The organism is Comamonas koreensis (genome assembly GCF_014076495.1).
In the GTDB taxonomy this organism is placed as follows: domain Bacteria; phylum Pseudomonadota; class Gammaproteobacteria; order Burkholderiales; family Burkholderiaceae_C; genus Comamonas; species Comamonas squillarum.
The window spans coordinates 70,689-86,790 of record NZ_CP043575.1 but is presented as its reverse complement, the minus strand read 5'-3'; the positions used below and the strand labels follow the sequence as shown (position 1 = coordinate 86,790).

Sequence of the window (16,102 nt, the reverse complement as noted above, 5' to 3'; positions counted from 1 at the left end):
CCAGGGGTGCCGCAGGCGCCGCCCGTAATATTCACGGAAGACTTTCAAAATATTTCGCCCGCCACCAGCGGGGATATTCTGACGGATTATGTGGGTGTAACGGGCCAAACCTATACGGCAGCCCCGTCTTGGCTCACAGGCTGCAACGGGCTGATGTCCTCGGCAGACCAGCCGGTTGCCGGAGCCGATGGCCAGACCGCCAGCTGTGGCACCCAGGAGGCCTGGAATGTGACCCAGCAGCTGGCACAGGCGATTGGCACCTTCAAGGGCCAGGCGACACCCGCGACCAATTTCGCCGTGTCGGCCTATACCTCCAACAATCCTGGCGCGGGCAATGTGGAGTTTGAAACGGCGACGCCCCTGACGCTGTCGATCCCCAGCCGCTTCATCGCCGTGGGTATAGACGTGGCTGCCGCCAACTGCTACCGGGCCCCCGCGCCGCAGTTGCAGTTTGCTTTGCTCGATGACGGCACCCCAGTTGCTGCCGGTGGTCAGATCAATGGATGTGGCGGCACGTTGCAGGACATGCCAGCGCTGGGCGCTGCTGGCGCCGCGACGGCGGGGCAAGGTGCACGGGTGGGCACCAATACCAGTGGCGGTGTACTGGTCAACAGCGCCTCGGTCGGCATCCGCATGACCAATGCCAATGGCAGTGGCGGCGGTAATGACCATGCCTTTGACAATATCCAGTTGCTGGACGTCAGCCCGACCCTGGACAAATCGTTCAGCCCGGCGACCCAGCCAGTAGGCGGCGTGAGCGTGCTGACCTTCACGGTCACCAATACGACGGAGCTGGGCGCCAAGGCCGGCTGGTCGTTTACCGACAACCTGCCTGCAGGCCTGGTGGTAGCGCCCACACCTGCAACTGCTACGACCTGCCCCAGCGGCGTCGTGACGGCAGCAGCCGGTGCCACCAGCATCGATGTGACCGGCAATCTGGCCGATGCGATGGAGTCCTGCACGGTGTCCGTCAACGTCACATCTGCCACTGCTGGCGCCTATGCCAATGGGCCTGACAACATTGAATCGGCGGGCTTGAACCCACCGCAGGTGTCCACCGTGACCTTCACTGCGCCCAGCACGCCATCCACCCCAACACCGGTTCCCGCCAATGCACCTTGGGGCGTGCTGCTGCTGTCGGCCTTGGTCGCAGGCTTTGCCAGCCTGCGCGCCGCTCGCAACCGCGCCTGATCTGGCGCGCTGCGACAGCGCAGCACCGGGTTGGGTCCCGCCACCAAGGCACAAGGCCTGGGTTCAGCACCATGCCGAACCCAGGCCTTTTTTTGATAGTGGGGCGCTGTACCACTGTCAGTGGCACGCGCTGCCATCATCTCAGCGGCGTTGCGCGCGTCGCAGCACCAGCATGCCCATCAGCGCCATCGCCACGGCCATCAGCAGCAGCTTGATGGTGTCCAGCGCAGGCACTGCAGCGGGCACAGCAGGCGCCGTGCGCACCAGCGTGTTGACGAAGGAGGCCGTGTTGCCATTGGCTGCGGTGACCAGCGTCACTGGCGCGGGCAGGCTGGTGCTCCAGGTGTAGCCTGCTGGCGCCTCGGGCATGGTGGGCGCTTCGCTCACGGTGCAGCTGGCGCCCTGGGGCACGTTGGTGATGGCGATGGCGCCTGCGTTGCTGCCGCTCAAGCTCACTGCCGTAGTAAAGCTGCCGTCTGCACCGCAGTTGGCGCTAAAGCTGAAGCTGCCGCTGATGCCCGCTGCCGGGCCGCCGGCCACGGTCTTGCTGATCGTGATATCAGTGTTGGCGCGTGCCAAGGTGTTGACCAGCTGCGCGCTATTGGCCGCTGGGGGCGCTGCCATCGTGACGGAGACGCTGGGCGCGGGGTCTTCCTCCCAGAGATGGTTGGCGGGCGGCGTGGGGCGCGTGCCCTCGGTCACCACGCAGCTGCCGCTGGCGATCACCGGCGTGATGGAGACGCTGCCGGTGGTGGCCGTGTCCAGCGTGATCGAGGTGTTGATCGCTGGCGCGACCACGCCATCGCTGCCGGTGCAGACCACCGAGACCGGGAAGCTGCTGCCCGTCAGATCCACGGGCGTGACGTTGGCGGGCCAGACCACCTGCTTGGAGATGGCAAGCTGCGCGGCATGGCAGGCGAGTGTTGCGGTGGCTGGCGTATTGACCTGGCCGGTGGGCGAGACAAAGTCGGTACCTGGCGTGATGGTGTTGGTCACCGATGGGGTGCTGATGCATGCCTGGCGGCCGGCATCGGTGTTGGGCCATTGCACGGGCACGGTGATGGTGCAACCGCCGGAAGGGATGGTAAAGCCGTTGTTGCTGATGACGCTGGAATCCACGGCAGCACTGAGGTTGCCTGCTGTGCAGGTGTTGCCCACCGCACCTGCAGCCACTACCAAAGGCGCGGGTAGGTTGTCGGTCAGGTTAACGTTGGTGATGGGGTTGGGTGTGCCGTTGGACAAGGTGATGGTCAGCAGCGTGTTGTTATCGCTGCCGCCCAGATAGACATCCGCCCTGTCAAAGCTCTTGCTGACCTTGGGCAGGCCGCAGGCACCGGTCTCGGAGGTGGCGGCGCTCAGGAAGGCAGGAGCGATTTTTCCTTGGTTGGCAGCCCATGGCGCAGCGTCAAATAACGAGATGTCGACCACGGCAAACACGCAAGCGCCTCGGCCTGCATTGGACTGGGCTGTCGGAATCAGCAGGCCATAGACGTTGTCCCATGGCGCAGATCCTGTCGGTGGGAGAGCGCCCCCGGGTACATACAGTGCATTGTTGGCAGGTACGTTATTGATATAGGTGTAGTAGCCCCCTTGCAAAGGGTTCAGCGCTGCAAAAGAGCTTGCATAGGGCGAGTTGGTGTTCAGTGAGAAGGCTTGAAATCCATTGACCGTGGCGCCCAAGGTAAAACTTGCCTGGGCACCGGCGTTCAGCGTAGCCACCATCCTTCTCGCATTGCCGCTATTTTGTCCCTCACAGCATCCATCGACAAAGAACACTATGGAATTGGCCCAGCGGTTGGCGACTGCATTTTGCAGAACGGCCCAATTGGTATCATCGATCGAGCGGTAGGTGCCAGCGACAATCACGATGTCGTAAGGGCCAGGAGCATCGGTGAACGTGGTCGCCGAGATCGCATTGGCATTGCCCAGCACGGACATTCGAGTGAGGTCACTGGTGCTGGCGAGTTGGGAAGAGAACTCGTTTTGCAGGTTGGTATATGCGCGGATTGCATCATCCTGCTCTGCATTGGGCCCTGCAATATTGGTCGTTAGCAGCAACACCTTTTGCGCCAGGGCATGCTGCGCGCCGAAGCTCAACAAAAAAGCTGCCAGCAGCAGCCTGAAAAACATCAATGGATTGGTCATGTCTCTTCCCATGGAATCTGCTCAGCCACAAAACGCAGCACATAGCCTCATCCAGCAATGTAACTAGTAGATGCTATATGTATCAATATGAATCATAAACCAGGCGTGTAATGGCCGATGCAGGCACTCGACAAAGCCATGCATGGACGTTCAATCCAGGTAATGTATTGATTAATTAAATGGGAATGTACTGTCTATTGATGATTGGGCGTGTATGTTTTTGCCCGACTGCAGCGCGAATGCAGCAAACAATTGTCAGCCCAGAGGCAGCCTTCACTGCCGCCTGTGTGCTTTCTTGATTGCTATCAAAAGTGGAGCGTTTTAAGGTTGGGTGCGCCCATCACACTCTGGCTGCCCAGACCCCGGCCGGGCTGCTGGCCCATGGGCCACAGCGATGGGGCTGGCGCAGCGCCTTAAAACTCCAGGTTATCGATCAGCCGCGTGCTGCCCAGGCGTGCCGCGCCCAGCGCCACCAGCGGCGCGCTGGCCAGCTCGCCTTCGGCGGGCGCCAGCAGGTTGTGGCGCTGGCGCACGGTCAGGTAATCGGGCTCCCAGCCCAGGGCCCGCAGCGACTGCATGGCCTGGGCTTCGAGCGCAGGCAGGTTGGTGGGCACGTTGCGGGCGGCGGCGGCCAGCGCCTTCAATGCTTGGGACAGGGCCATGGCCTGCTGGCGCTCGGCCGCGCTCAGGTAGCCATTGCGCGAGCTCAGTGCCAGGCCGTCGTCGGCGCGCGCGGTGGGGCAGCCGATGATCTCGATGGGCAGCGCAAACTGCGCCACCATGCGGCGGATGACCATCAGCTGCTGGTAGTCCTTCCAGCCAAAAATGGCCGCGCCCCCGCCGGTGCTGGCGAATACGCAGCTGAACAGCTTCATCACGACGGTGCAGACCCCGGTGAAAAAGCCGGGGCGGAACTCGCCTTCCAGAATGTCGGCCAGTGCTGGGTCGGGCTGCACCTTGAACAGCTGGGGCTCGGGGTACAGGTCCTTCTCGCGCGGGGCAAACAGGATGTCGCAGCCGGCCGCCTGCAACTGGGCGCAGTCGCCCTCCCAGGTGCGGGGATAGCTGTCGAAATCTTCGGTCGGCAGGAACTGCAGGCGGTTGACAAAGATGCTCGCCACCGTCACTGCGCCATGGCGTTTGGCCTCATGCACCAGCGAGATATGGCCTGCATGCAGATTGCCCATGGTGGGCACAAAGGCGGGCCGGCCGCGCTCGGCCAGGGCTTGTCGGAGTTCTGCGATGGTATGGGTGACTTGCATGGTGGGCATGGGCGTTGCCAGCGGTGGTGCAGGGAGCGCAGAGCATAGCAGCACGCCGATGGGCTTTGTATAGGGCTATTAGAACCTGTTCTAAGTCTCTACGCAGCCGCGTTGGAGTGCAATCGGGATGAGTTCGAAGGGATGGAACGCAGCTTGCACCGGAGTGCAAGCAAGGGCCAGCGCGCAGAAATCGCCCGATTCCACCCCAACCCGTAGGGATAGTGGCTTTGCGCTGCCCGGGAAGGGGCGCCCGGCGAGGGCCGCCCGGGCAGGGGCGGTCTGCGTCGTTGCAAATCCTCGCAATAGCTGGGCTATTGCTGCGGTGTTGCGCGGCTGGGCGTCCCCCTCGCATCCCATCCCGCAAAGACACTGTCGCGGCGCGAGGAGACTTTGAACAGGTTCTTAAGGGGTTATGGTTTGCCTGCGGTCGCTGCATGCGCTTGCCCTATAATTTTCCGGTCGCGGCGCGCAAAGACCGTTCTTGCAGCGCACGCCTGGGTCAACCGACTCCGTGTCAGGCCAGTCGCATTTGGGCCTCTGCATCCGCTAGGGTACAGAGGCTTTTCCCTTTTTATACCGGCACCGGATCTGCATTTTTGCAACCGGCATGCCTTGATTTTTTCGTCCGATTCCCGCGTCGGATCTGGTCTTTATGTCATCTGCATCCGCCATCCTGGGCATTGATTTCGGCACCTCCAATTCGGCCATGGCGTTCAAGCCCGACCTGGCCGCGCCCGGTCCCTCGACGCTGTTGCAGGCCGAGGGCGCCGCGCAAGCCATGCCGACAGCCGTATTCTTCAACACCGAGGACCACAGCACCCACTATGGGCGCGACGCCGTCTCGCGCTATCTGGAAGGCACTGAAGGGCGGCTGATGCGCTCGCTCAAAAGCCTGCTGGGCAGCGCGCTGATGCAGGAGAAAACGGTGGTGCACGGCAAGCTGGTGGCCTACCAGGACATCGTGGCGCTGTTTGTGCAGCAGCTGGCCGCTACGGCCGAGCGCCAGATGGGCCATCTGCCCAGCACCGTCGTCATGGGCCGGCCGGTGCATTTTGTTGACGAGGACGCGGGGCGTGACCAGGCGGCGCAAACGGCCTTGCAGCATGCCGCGCAGGCAGCCGGTTTCAAGGACGTGCGCTTCCAGCTGGAGCCGATTGCCGCAGCGCTGGACTATGAGCAGCGCATTGCCAATGAGGCGCTGGTGCTGGTGGTCGACATCGGCGGCGGTACCTCGGACTTCACCGTGGTGCGCCTGGGCCCCGAGCGCCGCAACAAGCCCGAGCGCAGCAGCGATATTCTGGCCACCACCGGTGTACACATTGGCGGCACCGATTTTGACCGGCGCCTGAGCCTGATGGCGGCCATGCCGCTGTTGGGCCTGCAGCATGTGGGGCCCAGCGGGCGCGAGGTGCCCAGCGCGGTCTTCCATGACCTCTCCACCTGGCACCTGATCCAGTGGCTGTACAGCCCGCAGCGCCAGCGCGAGGTGCAGGCGCTGCGCAGCAGCTACAGCGATACGGCCCTGCATGACCGGCTGGTGCGGCTCTTGCAAGAGCACTGGGGCCACCGCCTGGCCAACGCGGTCGAGGAAACCAAGATCGGCCTGTCCAACCACCAGCGCGTGCAAAAGCTCGAAGTCGATTGGCTGGAGCCGGGCCTGAGCCCCGAGGTTTGGCCCGACGATCTGCAGCAATGCCTGCAGGCATTGCTGGCCCAGGTGGCGCAGTGCGCGCTGGACTGTGTGCAGGCCGCCGGCCTGCAGCAGGGGCAGATCGATGCGATCTACCTGACCGGCGGTTCATCGGCCTTGCAGCCGCTGCGCGCGGCGCTGGCGCAGGCTTTTCCCGATACCCCGCAGGTCGAGGGCGATCTGTTTGGCGGTGTGGCGGCGGGCCTGGTGCACGGCCAGGCGCTTTAAACCTCAGCGCAGCAGCGGCGATCAGTCGTCGCCTTGCTCGGCATCGCGCTTCCAGGCGAGTGCCGTGTCATACAGCGCATTGCGCGGCGCGCCCGTGATGTCGGCGGCCAGCTTGACGGCGGTCTTGGTCGGCAGCTCGGCCAGCAGCAGCGCCAGCACGCGGTGGGCATCGGCCAGGCCATCGGTTTGCACCGCCTGCGGGTGCAGCAGCAGTGCAAACTCGCCCTTGCTGCGGTGCGGGTCGGCCGCCAGCCAGCCGGGCACATCGGCCGCAGCCATGGTGGCAATGTCTTCAAACTGCTTGGTCAGCTCGCGGCCCAAGGTCACGGGCCGCTCCTGCAGCACGGCCAGCGCCTGGGCCAGGTCGGCAATGCGGTGGGGGGCCTCCAGCAGCACGAGGGTGCGCGGGTCTTGCGCCAGTTGGGCGACGGCCTGCTGGCGCTCCTGCGCCTTGGTGGGCAGAAAACCGATAAATGCAAAGCCGCTGCTGGCGCCTTCACCGGCCACCGCACCGGCGGCACTGACCAGCGCGGTCACGCTGCTGGCGCCGGGCAGGGGGCTCACGCGCAGGCCCGCGCGCGCCACAGCGGCGGCCAGGCGCGCGCCCGGGTCGCTGACGCCGGGCGTGCCGGCATCGCTCACATAGGCAATGCGCTGGCCTTGCTGCAGGCGGTGGATGACCTGCTCGGCCGCCTCGGCCTCGTTGTGTTGGTGCAGCGCAATCAGCTGGCCGCCCGACTTGCCAACGCCATAGGCGCGTAGCATGCTGTGGGTGTGGCGGGTGTCCTCGCAGGCGACGGCATCGGCCAGCTCCAGCACATGCAGCGCGCGCAGGGTGATGTCGGCCAGGTTGCCGATGGGCGTGGCCACCACATACAGGGTGGAGGCAGGGTAGTGCTGGGTGCCGGCTGCAGCCTGGGCTGCTTGCAAAGCGGAGGTGAAAGATGCAGACACCGTGGAAGATCCTTGAAAAATGGCGCGGCCAGGGCCCGTCTGCTGCATCGCCCGGCGCCACCAGCGAAGGGGCAGACAAAAGCAAGCTGCGTGGCCAGCAGGCAGAAGATGCCGCGCTCCATTATCTCCAACAACAGGGGCTGCGCCTTTTGGCGCGCAATTACCGCACGCCCGGGCGCGGCGGCGGCGAGATCGATCTAGTGATGCAGGAGCGCGATGGTACCGTCGTGTTTGTCGAGGTGCGCCAGCGCCAGCACAGCGGCTTTGGCGGTGCGGGCGGCAGCATTGGCAGCAGCAAGCAGCGGCGCATCATACTGGCCGCCCGCCACTACCTGGCCAGCCTGCGCCAGCAGCCGGCCTGCCGCTTCGATGCGGTGCTGGTCGAGCAGGAGATCGTCTGGCTGCGGGCGGCCTTTGATGTGCCAGAAGGGGGCTAGGGCCCTCTGCAAAATTCGCTGCTTGGTCTGAACGCGGGCTCGGCCGATCCGCGCCCATCCCATGGGGCGAGGGTGGTGCAAAGGGCCCTGAAGCGCGCAGTTGCTGGGCTTTGCATGCGCATGGAGACTGAGAAAAGTCATCATCCCGACCCAAGGGGGAAACCGGCCAAGGTTATCATCGGGCCTCCATGCTTGAGCAACACATCCAACAGCACTTTATCGATAGCGCCGATCTCCACTACCAGGTGTCACAGGAGATGAGCGAAAGCGTCGCCAGCGCGGTCTACGCGCTGCTCGCCTGTGTGACCAGCGGCAACAAGGTGATGTGTTGCGGCAATGGCCTGTCCTGGGCGCAGGCGGCGCAATTTGCCGCCATGTGCGTCAGCGGCATGGAGCGCGAGCGCCCCGAGCTGGCGGCCCTGGTGCTCGACAACGATGCACTGGCGCAGGCCCAGCTGGGCAGCAGCCTCACGCCCGAAGGCCTGCCGCAGGCGCTGGCGCGCCAGGTGCGAACTTTGGGCCAGCCTGGCGATCTACTGCTGGTCATCAGTGCCGATGGCCATGACAGGGCCCTGTTGGGTGCGATCGAGGCGGCGCATGAGCGCGACATGTCGGCCGTGGTGCTGACCGGTCGCACCGGCGGCCTGCTGGCCAATGCCTTGAGCGAAACCGATGTACTGATGCGCGTGCCGCATGACCGCAGCACCCGCGTGCGCGAGGTGCACCAGCTGGTGCTGCACTGTCTGATTGACGGAATCGATACCCAATTGTTAGGAGAAGAGGAATGATGCCTGTGTCTTGGAAGCGATTGACCCTGTGTCTGGTGGCGACCGGCGCCGTCGCTGGGGCCGTGTCCGGCTGCGTTCCGCTGGTGATCGGCGGCGCTGCCGTCGGCGGCACGGTGATGGCGATCGACCGCCGCACCGCCGGCATCCAGGTGGAGGACGAGAGCATTGAGATGCGCGTGGCCAGCGCCATCCGCGAGCGTGCCGGCAATGACGGGCATATCAATGTCACCAGCTACAACCGCCAGGTGCTGCTGACCGGTGAGGCGCCCAACGAGGCCTTCAAGCAAAAGGCCGAAGAGGCCGCCAAGACCGCGCAGAATGTGCGCTCCGTCGTCAACGACGTGGGCGTGATGTTCAACTCCAGCCTGTCGCAGCGCTCGACCGATACCCTCATCACCGGCAAGGTGCGCGCGAGCATCATCGACGCCAAGGACCTGAGCTCCAGCGCCATCAAGGTGGTGACCGAGCGCAATGTGGTCTACCTGATGGGCCGCGTGACCGAGCGCGAATCCAAGCGCGCGGCCGAAATCGCCCGGGGCGTGGCCAATGTGCAAAAGGTGGTGCGCGTGTTCGAGGTGATCAGCGAGGACGAGCTCAAGTCGCTGAGCAACAACCGCAGCACCGGCAATGCCGCCCCGGTTGTCAACGACAGCAGCGCATCGGCCATCACCACCCAGCCTGCGACCGTGGTGCCCGCGCCTGCCGCCGCACCGGCAGCGCCTGCGGCAGCGCCGGTGTCAACGGGCGTGACCACCTCGCCGGTCAACACCACGCCGGTGCAACCGCTCAATGATGGTTTCACGACCAAGCCCTGATCTGCACAGATCCTCCAGCAAAAAGGCCGCATCAGCGGCCTTTTTGCATAGGGTGATCCGTATCAGGCCTTCTTGCCCAGGCGGGTGATCAGGCTGGACGTATCCCAGCGGTTGCCGCCCGATTGCTGCACATCGGCATAGAACTGGTCGACCAGGGCCGTGAGCGGCAGGCGCGAGCCGTTGCGCTTGGCCTCGTCGAGCACCAGGCCCAGGTCCTTGCGCATCCAGTCCACGGCAAAGCCAAAGTCGAACTTGCCCTCGACCATGGTCTTGCCCCGGTTTTCCATCTGCCAGCTTTGCGCTGCGCCCTTGCTCACCACGTCCAGCACCTGGGGCATGTCCAGGCCGGCATTCATGCCAAAGGCAATCGCCTCGGACAGGCCTTGCACGACACCGGCGATGCAGATCTGGTTGACCATCTTGGCCAGCTGGCCCGCACCGCTGCTGCCCAGCAAGGTGAAGGCGCGCGAGAAAGCCATGGCCACCGGCTTGACGGTGTTGAACACGGCCTCATCGCCACCGCACATGACGGTGAGCTGGCCGTTGACGGCCCCGGCCTGGCCGCCGGAGACGGGCGCATCGATAAAGTGCAGGCCCTGGGCCTGGGCCGCGGCATAAAGTTCACGGGCCACATTGGCCGAGGCGGTGGTGTGGTCGACAAAGATGGCGCCGGGCTTCATGCCGGCCAGCGCGCCATCGGCGCCCAATACGACCGAGCGCAGGTCATCGTCATTGCCCACGCAGCAGAACACGATATCGGCGCCGGCAACGGCCTCGCGCGGCGTGGCCGCATGGCGGGGCGCCTTGGAGCTGGCAAATTCGTCGCACCAGCCTTGCGCCTTTTGCGCGGTGCGGTTGTAGACGGTGACCGCGTGCCCGGCCTGGGCCAGGTGGCCCGCCATGGGGTAGCCCATGACGCCCAGGCCCAAAAAGGCGACGTTCAGGGAAGGGGTGCTGTCATAGCTGCGTGCTTGAATACTCGATGCCATTGCGGTGACTCCAAAAAGAGCGGCACCCAAGGCGGGCCTGGGTGCCGTGTCGCTGAAAACCCAAAACGCTGACAGCTTAAACGATTGTCAGGTGCTCCGTGCCCTCGGCCAGGTCACTGCGCTTGGCGCGCTGGCTGCCCAGCTTGATCTGCAGGCGCAGGTCGTTGACCGAGTCGGCGTTGCGCAGCGCGTCTTCGTAGGTGATCATGTTGGCCTCGTAGAGGTCAAACAGCGCCTGGTCAAAGGTCTGCATGCCCAGGTTGCGGCTTTTCTTCATGATCTCCTTGATCTCGCCCACTTCGCCCTTGAAGATCATGTCGGAGATCAGCGGCGAGTTGAGCATTACCTCGACGGCGGCGACGCGGCCCTTGCTGTCCTGCTTGCTCAAAAGGCGCTGCGACACCAGGCCGCGCAGGTTGAGCGACAGGTCCATCAGCAGCTGCGCGCGGCGCTCTTCGGGGAAGAAGTTGATGATCCGGTCGAGCGCCTGGTTGGCGCTGTTGGCGTGCAGGGTGGCCAGGCACAGGTGACCGGTTTCGGCAAAGGCCACCGCGTGCTCCATGGTTTCGCGGTCGCGGATTTCGCCCATCAGGATGACGTCGGGCGCCTGGCGCAAGGTGTTTTTCAGCGCCGCTTCCCAGTTGTCGGTGTCCAGGCCCACTTCGCGCTGGGTCACGATGCAGTTCTTGTGCGGGTGGACAAATTCCACCGGGTCTTCGACGGTGATGATGTGGCCGTAGGAGTTTTCGTTGCGCCAGTCGACCATCGCCGCCAAGGTGGTGGACTTGCCCGAGCCGGTGGCGCCCACCATGATGCACAGGCCGCGCTTGGTCATCGCCAGGTCCTTGAGCACCTGGGGCACGCCCAGGCCGTCAATCGTTGGCAGGGTCAATGGAATGGTCCGCAGTACCAGACCCACATGGCCTTGCTGCATGAAGGCATTGACCCGGAAGCGCCCGATGCCCGAGGGCGAGATCGCGAAATTGCATTCCTTGGTCTTTTCGAACTCGGCGACCTGCTTGTCGCTCATGATCGAGCGGGCCAGCGTCAGCGAGTGGGTGGGCGACAGCGGCTGGCTGGAGACCTTGGTGACCTTGCCATCGATCTTGATGGCCGGCGGAAAGTCAGCGGTGATGAACAAATCGCTGCCATTGCGCTGCACCATCAGCTTCAACAGGTCGTTGATGAACTTACTGGCCTGATCCCGTTCCATGACAATCCTCTCTGCGCTCCGTTATTGTTGCGGATGCAGCAGAAGCGCCCTGGGAACGGCCGCCCTGAGGGGCTCAGGGTTCGATCCGGGCGCTGGTCTGCCGCAGCCGCGTGGAGAGTTTGCGCGTGAACAGGGCCAGCAAATAGGCGGCCGTGGACGCGTCCAACTCCATCATGGCATCCAGTGTATCGGCCTTCAGCACGGCCAGTGCACAGTCGGTGGTGGTGGTGCACGAAGAAAAACGCGGACTGCTGTCAAACAGAGACATTTCGCCCAGCACTTCGCCGGGGTGGGTGTCGGCCAGGTGCACGCTCTGGCCATTGGCGAGTTGCCGATCGACCCGCACCTGGCCGCTCAGCACGATCAGCAGGTAGTCGCCCAGCTCGCCTTGCTGGATCAGGGTTTGCCCGGCCGGCACCTGGTAGAACTCCAGGTACTGCACCATCTGGTCGATAAAGGGCGATTGCAGCAAGGACAGTGCCGCATCCTGGGCCCAGACCATGCGCAGCGCGGTGGCCGGGTCGGCCGGGGCCAGCAGCTGGGCGTGGATGGCCTTGCGGCGCTGGCTCCAGAGCACATAGGGGACCTCCGATGTGCTGGCCTGCTGGAAACCATGGAGGAAGAAGCCGGTGTCTGCCTCGGCGGCATCGTCTGCCGGGGATGCGGAATGCAAGCGGTTCATGGCCCAGGGTCTCCTTTGATCCCGCAAAGCATAAAGGGCACCTGCGGTACTGGCAATGACCGCTGGTGCCCTTCGTGCAACCGTTTGTCAGTTGGTGACTGTGGCGATTAGCCCGGGAAGTTCTCCGGCGTCTTCGCCTTGGCGCGGGCCTCGGCCGGGCTGATCACATTGCGGCGCACCAGGTCGGTCAGGTTCTGGTCCAGCGTCTGCATGCCCATGCTATTGCTGGTCTGGATGGTGGAATACATCTGCGCGACCTTGGCCTCACGGATCAGGTTGCGGATGGCGGGCGTGCCCAGCATGATCTCGTGGGCGGCCACGCGGCCCTGGCCGTCCTTGGTCTTGCACAGCGTCTGGGAGATCACAGCCTGCAGCGATTCGGACAGCATCGCGCGGACCATTTCCTTTTCTTCGGCGGGGAAGACGTCGATGATCCGGTCAATGGTCTTGGCGGCGCTGGAGGTGTGCAGGGTGCCGAACACCAAGTGGCCGGTTTCTGCGGCCGTCATCGCCAGGCGGATGGTTTCGAGGTCACGCATTTCGCCCACCAGGATCGCGTCCGGGTCTTCACGCAGCGCAGAGCGCAGCGCGGCGCTGAACGACAGCGTCTGCGGGCCCACTTCGCGCTGGTTGATCAGGCATTTCTTGGACTCGTGCACGAATTCGATTGGGTCTTCCACCGTCAGGATGTGGCCGTATTCGTTTTCGTTGAGGTAGTTGACCATGGCCGCCAAGGTGGTGGACTTGCCCGAGCCGGTCGGCCCGGTCACCAGCACCAGACCGCGCGGCTTGAGCGACAGGTCGGCAAAGATCTTGGGGGCGTTGAGCTGCTCGAGGGTCAGGATCTTGCTCGGAATGGTCCGGAACACGGCACCCGAGCCGCGGTTCTGGTTGAAAGCATTGACACGGAAGCGGGCCAGGCCTTCGATCTCGAACGAGAAGTCGACCTCGAGAAACTCTTCATACTGCTTGCGCTGGGCATCGCTCATGATGTCGTAGACCATCGCATGGACCTGTTTGTGGTCCAGCGGATCGACATTGATGCGGCGCACATCGCCATGGACCCGGATCATCGGCGGCAGGCCTGCAGACAGGTGCAAGTCCGACGCTTTATTTTTGACACTGAATGCCAGCAATTGGGTGATATCCACTGCAGTTCCCTCGTTGTTTTGGTACGCTTTGCGTGCAAGGCCTCGTTGTCAACCAGTTCCAAGGCCGTGCATATTTTTACATTATGAGCACGATTCCCGAAAAAATTCAGCAGGTTCGCCTGCAAATCGACAACGCCTGTCGTGCCAGCGGCCGGCCCGAGGGCAGCGTGCAGCTGCTGGCCGTCTCCAAGACCTTTGGCGTGGACGCCATTGCCGAGGCGGCCGAAACCGGCCAGCGCGCCTTTGGCGAAAACTACATCCAGGAAGCGGTCGAGAAGATCCGCTATTTTGCCGAGCATGACAGCTGGAAGGACCAGGGCCTCATCTGGCACTGCATTGGCCCGATCCAGAGCAACAAGACGCGCCTGGTGGCCGAGCACTTTGACTGGGTGCATACGGTGGACCGGCTCAAGACGGCCGAGCGTCTCTCCGCCCAGCGGCCCGCGCAGCTGGCACCGCTGCAGGTCTGCATCCAGCTCAATGTTGATGGCGGCATCACCAAGTCGGGCGTCGCGCCGGCCGAAGCTGCGGCGCTGGTGCAGCAGATTGCGCAGATGCCCCAGCTGCAGCTGCGCGGCGTGATGAGCATCCCCGATGTGCTGCCCGACTTTGCCGCCCAGCTGGCCGTGCACCAGCGCGTCAAGGCCGTGTTCGATGACATCGCCGCACTGGGCCTGCCGCAGCTGGCGCAGTGGGACACCATCTCGCTGGGCATGACGGCCGATCTGCAGGCCGCCGTCGAGGCCGGCTCGACGATGGTGCGTGTGGGCAGCGGCATCTTTGGCCAGCGCGACTACGGCAGCGCCCACTGAAGGGCCCCCTCTGCCAACCCGCCAGCCCCGCAGCAGCGCTTGAAGCTGCGTGCTAAGCTGGCCCCCGATTGTTCTGTGTACCCCTCAAATAGACAGGAGACCCCCATGCCAGGATTGCTACCCGACGTTGACCCCGATGGCCTGTTGGAGTTTTCGGTGGTCTACACCGACCGCGCGCTCAACCACATGTCGCACCGCTTTATCGGTGTGATGGGCGAGGTGCTGCGCATCCTCAAGACCACCTACCACGCACACACGGCCGTGATCGTGCCGGGCAGCGGCACCTTTGGCATGGAGGCTGTCGCCCGCCAGTTTGCCAACCGCGCCAAGGTGCTGATCGTGCGCAATGGCTGGTTCAGCTACCGCTGGACGCAGATTTTCGACGAAGGCGGCCTGGGCGGCAGTGCGGTGATCTGCAAGGCCCGCCCCCAGGGCACGGGCCCGCAAGATGCCTGGGCCCCATGCCCGGCCGAAGAAGTAGCCGCCGCCATCCGCAAGGAAAAGCCCCAGGTGGTGTTTGCCCCGCATGTCGAGACGGCCAGCGGCATTGTGCTGCCCGACGACTACATCCAGACCATCAGTGCCGCGGCGCATGAGGTCGGCGCGCTGATGGTGCTCGACTGCGTGGCCAGCGGCGCGATCTGGGTGGACATGCAAAAGACAGGCGTCGATGTGCTGATCACCGCGCCGCAAAAGGGCTGGAGCGGCCCGCCTTGCTGCGCGATGGTGATGCTGTCCGAGCGTGCGCGCAAGGCCATCGAAGATACCAAGAGCAGCAGCTTCTCTTGCGACCTGAAGAAGTGGATGCAGATTGCCGAAGGCTACGAAAAGGGCCAGCATGCCTACCACGCGACCATGCCCACCGATTCGCTGGTGCAGCTGAGCAAGGTGATGCAGGAGGCCGAGGCCTATGGCCTGGACAAGCTGCGCAAGGAACAGACCCAGCTGGGCAAGGAAGTGCGCGCACTGCTCAAGGCGCGCGGCTTTCCGAGCGTGGCGGCGCCAGGTTTTGAGGCGCCCGGCGTGGTCGTCAGCTTCACCACCGACCCCGAGATCCAGAACAGCAAGAAGTTCGCCAGCGTGGGCCTGCAGACCGCCGCTGGCGTGCCGCTGATGTGCGACGAAGGGCCGGAGTTCAAGACCTTCCGCATCGGCCTGTTTGGCCTCGACAAATGGCATAACGTCGATCGCACCGTGGGCCATCTGCGCCAGGCGCTCGATGGTTTGGGTATCAAGGGTTAACTTGTGTTTTTAACGTGTTCTGCGCCTGCTATCCGGGTGCAGAATGCTGGTTTTTCTGAAGAACATTGGATTGGATTTCGCCATGAAAGCATTGACCGCCAGCGCCCTGTTCGCTGCCATCGCCCTGACCGCCGGCTTTGCCCAGGCACAAAGCAAGCCTGTGACGACCAAGAGCGGCCTGGTGTTTGAAAGCATCAAGGACGGCACCGGCGCCAGCCCCAAGGCCAGCGACACCGTCAAGGTGCACTACAAAGGCACCTTCCCCGACAGCGGCAAGGAATTTGACAGCTCCTACAAGCGTGGTGAGCCGATTGAGTTCCCGCTGCAAGGCGTCATCCCCTGCTGGACCGAAGGCGTGCAGCTGATGAAGGTTGGCGGCAAGGCCAAGCTGACCTGCCCGGCCTCCATTGCCTATGGCGCCCGTGGCGCGGGCGGCGTGATCCCGCCCAACGCCACCCTGAACTTTGAAGTGGAACTGCTGGGCATCAAGGGCCAGTAAACGC

At 63.9% G+C, this 16,102-nt stretch carries 14 protein-coding genes and 1 pseudogene; 8 read left to right on the top strand and 7 right to left on the bottom strand.

Features of this window, described 5'->3' with window-relative positions; all coding sequences use genetic code 11:
* Positions 1-153: 153 nt before the first annotated feature.
* Complete coding sequence (locus F0Q04_RS00375) at positions 154-1,191, top strand: hypothetical protein (protein ID WP_182343925.1); 1,038 nt, start codon at positions 154-156, stop codon at positions 1,189-1,191.
* Positions 1,192-1,332: 141 nt separating this feature from the next.
* Here F0Q04_RS00375 and F0Q04_RS00370 read toward each other — a convergent pair whose 3' ends face one another.
* Together F0Q04_RS00370 and panC are read right to left on the bottom strand one after the other, a co-directional pair.
* On the bottom strand, positions 1,333-3,336 hold the full coding sequence (locus tag F0Q04_RS00370; protein WP_182343923.1) for a DUF5979 domain-containing protein: 2,004 nt from the start codon (positions 3,334-3,336) through the stop codon (positions 1,333-1,335).
* 413 nt (positions 3,337-3,749) lie between these two features.
* Positions 3,750-4,598 (bottom strand): pantoate--beta-alanine ligase, encoded by an 849-nt coding sequence (panC, locus tag F0Q04_RS00365; RefSeq protein WP_182343921.1) that lies wholly within the window; start codon positions 4,596-4,598, stop codon positions 3,750-3,752.
* A gap of 652 nt (positions 4,599-5,250) precedes the next feature.
* Here panC and F0Q04_RS00360 point away from each other — a divergent pair.
* Positions 5,251-6,516 carry an Hsp70 family protein gene (locus F0Q04_RS00360; protein WP_116927807.1) on the top strand — a complete coding sequence of 422 codons (1,266 nt, stop codon included), beginning with the start codon at positions 5,251-5,253 and terminating at the stop codon, positions 6,514-6,516.
* A gap of 21 nt (positions 6,517-6,537) precedes the next feature.
* Here the strand turns inward: F0Q04_RS00360 and rsmI are convergent, their stop codons facing one another.
* Complete coding sequence (gene rsmI / locus F0Q04_RS00355; RefSeq protein WP_182343919.1) at positions 6,538-7,470, bottom strand: 16S rRNA (cytidine(1402)-2'-O)-methyltransferase; 933 nt, start codon at positions 7,468-7,470, stop codon at positions 6,538-6,540.
* Between rsmI and F0Q04_RS00350 the strand changes: the two genes are divergently transcribed.
* The 3 genes and pseudogenes from F0Q04_RS00350 to F0Q04_RS00340 all read left to right on the top strand — a co-directional run.
* Positions 7,461-7,907, top strand: a complete 447-nt coding sequence (locus F0Q04_RS00350) for a YraN family protein (protein ID WP_182343916.1) — start codon at positions 7,461-7,463, stop codon at positions 7,905-7,907. The genes rsmI and F0Q04_RS00350 overlap by 10 nt on opposite strands.
* Before the next feature lie 188 nt (positions 7,908-8,095).
* Positions 8,096-8,695 carry an SIS domain-containing protein gene (locus F0Q04_RS00345; protein WP_116927665.1) on the top strand — a complete coding sequence of 200 codons (600 nt, stop codon included), beginning with the start codon at positions 8,096-8,098 and terminating at the stop codon, positions 8,693-8,695.
* A pseudogene (locus F0Q04_RS00340) lies at positions 8,695-9,354 on the top strand (BON domain-containing protein); the annotation flags it as partial. The gene F0Q04_RS00345 and the pseudogene F0Q04_RS00340, both read left to right, overlap by 1 nt.
* 218 nt (positions 9,355-9,572) lie before the next feature.
* Here F0Q04_RS00340 and F0Q04_RS00335 read toward each other — a convergent pair.
* From F0Q04_RS00335 to F0Q04_RS00320, 4 genes are all read right to left on the bottom strand, one after another.
* Positions 9,573-10,499 (bottom strand): NAD(P)-dependent oxidoreductase, encoded by a 927-nt coding sequence (locus tag F0Q04_RS00335; protein WP_021027360.1) that lies wholly within the window; start codon positions 10,497-10,499, stop codon positions 9,573-9,575.
* A 76-nt stretch (positions 10,500-10,575) separates the two neighbouring features.
* Positions 10,576-11,712, bottom strand: a complete 1,137-nt coding sequence (locus F0Q04_RS00330) for a PilT/PilU family type 4a pilus ATPase (protein ID WP_116927663.1) — start codon at positions 11,710-11,712, stop codon at positions 10,576-10,578.
* A gap of 73 nt (positions 11,713-11,785) precedes the next feature.
* Entirely contained in the window at positions 11,786-12,394 is a 609-nt protein-coding gene (locus F0Q04_RS00325; protein ID WP_021027362.1) for a cyclic nucleotide-binding domain-containing protein, read from the bottom strand.
* 107 nt (positions 12,395-12,501) lie between these two features.
* Positions 12,502-13,545, bottom strand: coding sequence for a type IV pilus twitching motility protein PilT (locus F0Q04_RS00320; RefSeq protein ID WP_021027363.1), 1,044 nt, complete (start codon positions 13,543-13,545; stop codon positions 12,502-12,504).
* An 83-nt stretch (positions 13,546-13,628) separates the two neighbouring features.
* Here F0Q04_RS00320 and F0Q04_RS00315 point away from each other — a divergent pair, with 83 nt between their 5' ends.
* From F0Q04_RS00315 to F0Q04_RS00305, 3 genes are all read left to right on the top strand, one after another.
* Positions 13,629-14,357, top strand: a complete 729-nt coding sequence (locus tag F0Q04_RS00315) for a YggS family pyridoxal phosphate-dependent enzyme (protein WP_182343914.1) — start codon at positions 13,629-13,631, stop codon at positions 14,355-14,357.
* A gap of 105 nt (positions 14,358-14,462) precedes the next feature.
* A complete protein-coding gene (locus tag F0Q04_RS00310) occupies positions 14,463-15,599 on the top strand; it encodes a pyridoxal-phosphate-dependent aminotransferase family protein (RefSeq protein ID WP_116927661.1) in 1,137 nt (378 codons plus the stop codon).
* Positions 15,600-15,681: 82 nt separating this feature from the next.
* The gene (locus F0Q04_RS00305; protein WP_116927672.1) at positions 15,682-16,098 is read left to right on the top strand and encodes an FKBP-type peptidyl-prolyl cis-trans isomerase; all 417 of its coding nucleotides are present in this window, start codon (positions 15,682-15,684) and stop codon (positions 16,096-16,098) included.
* The last annotated feature ends 4 nt before the right edge of the window (positions 16,099-16,102 follow it).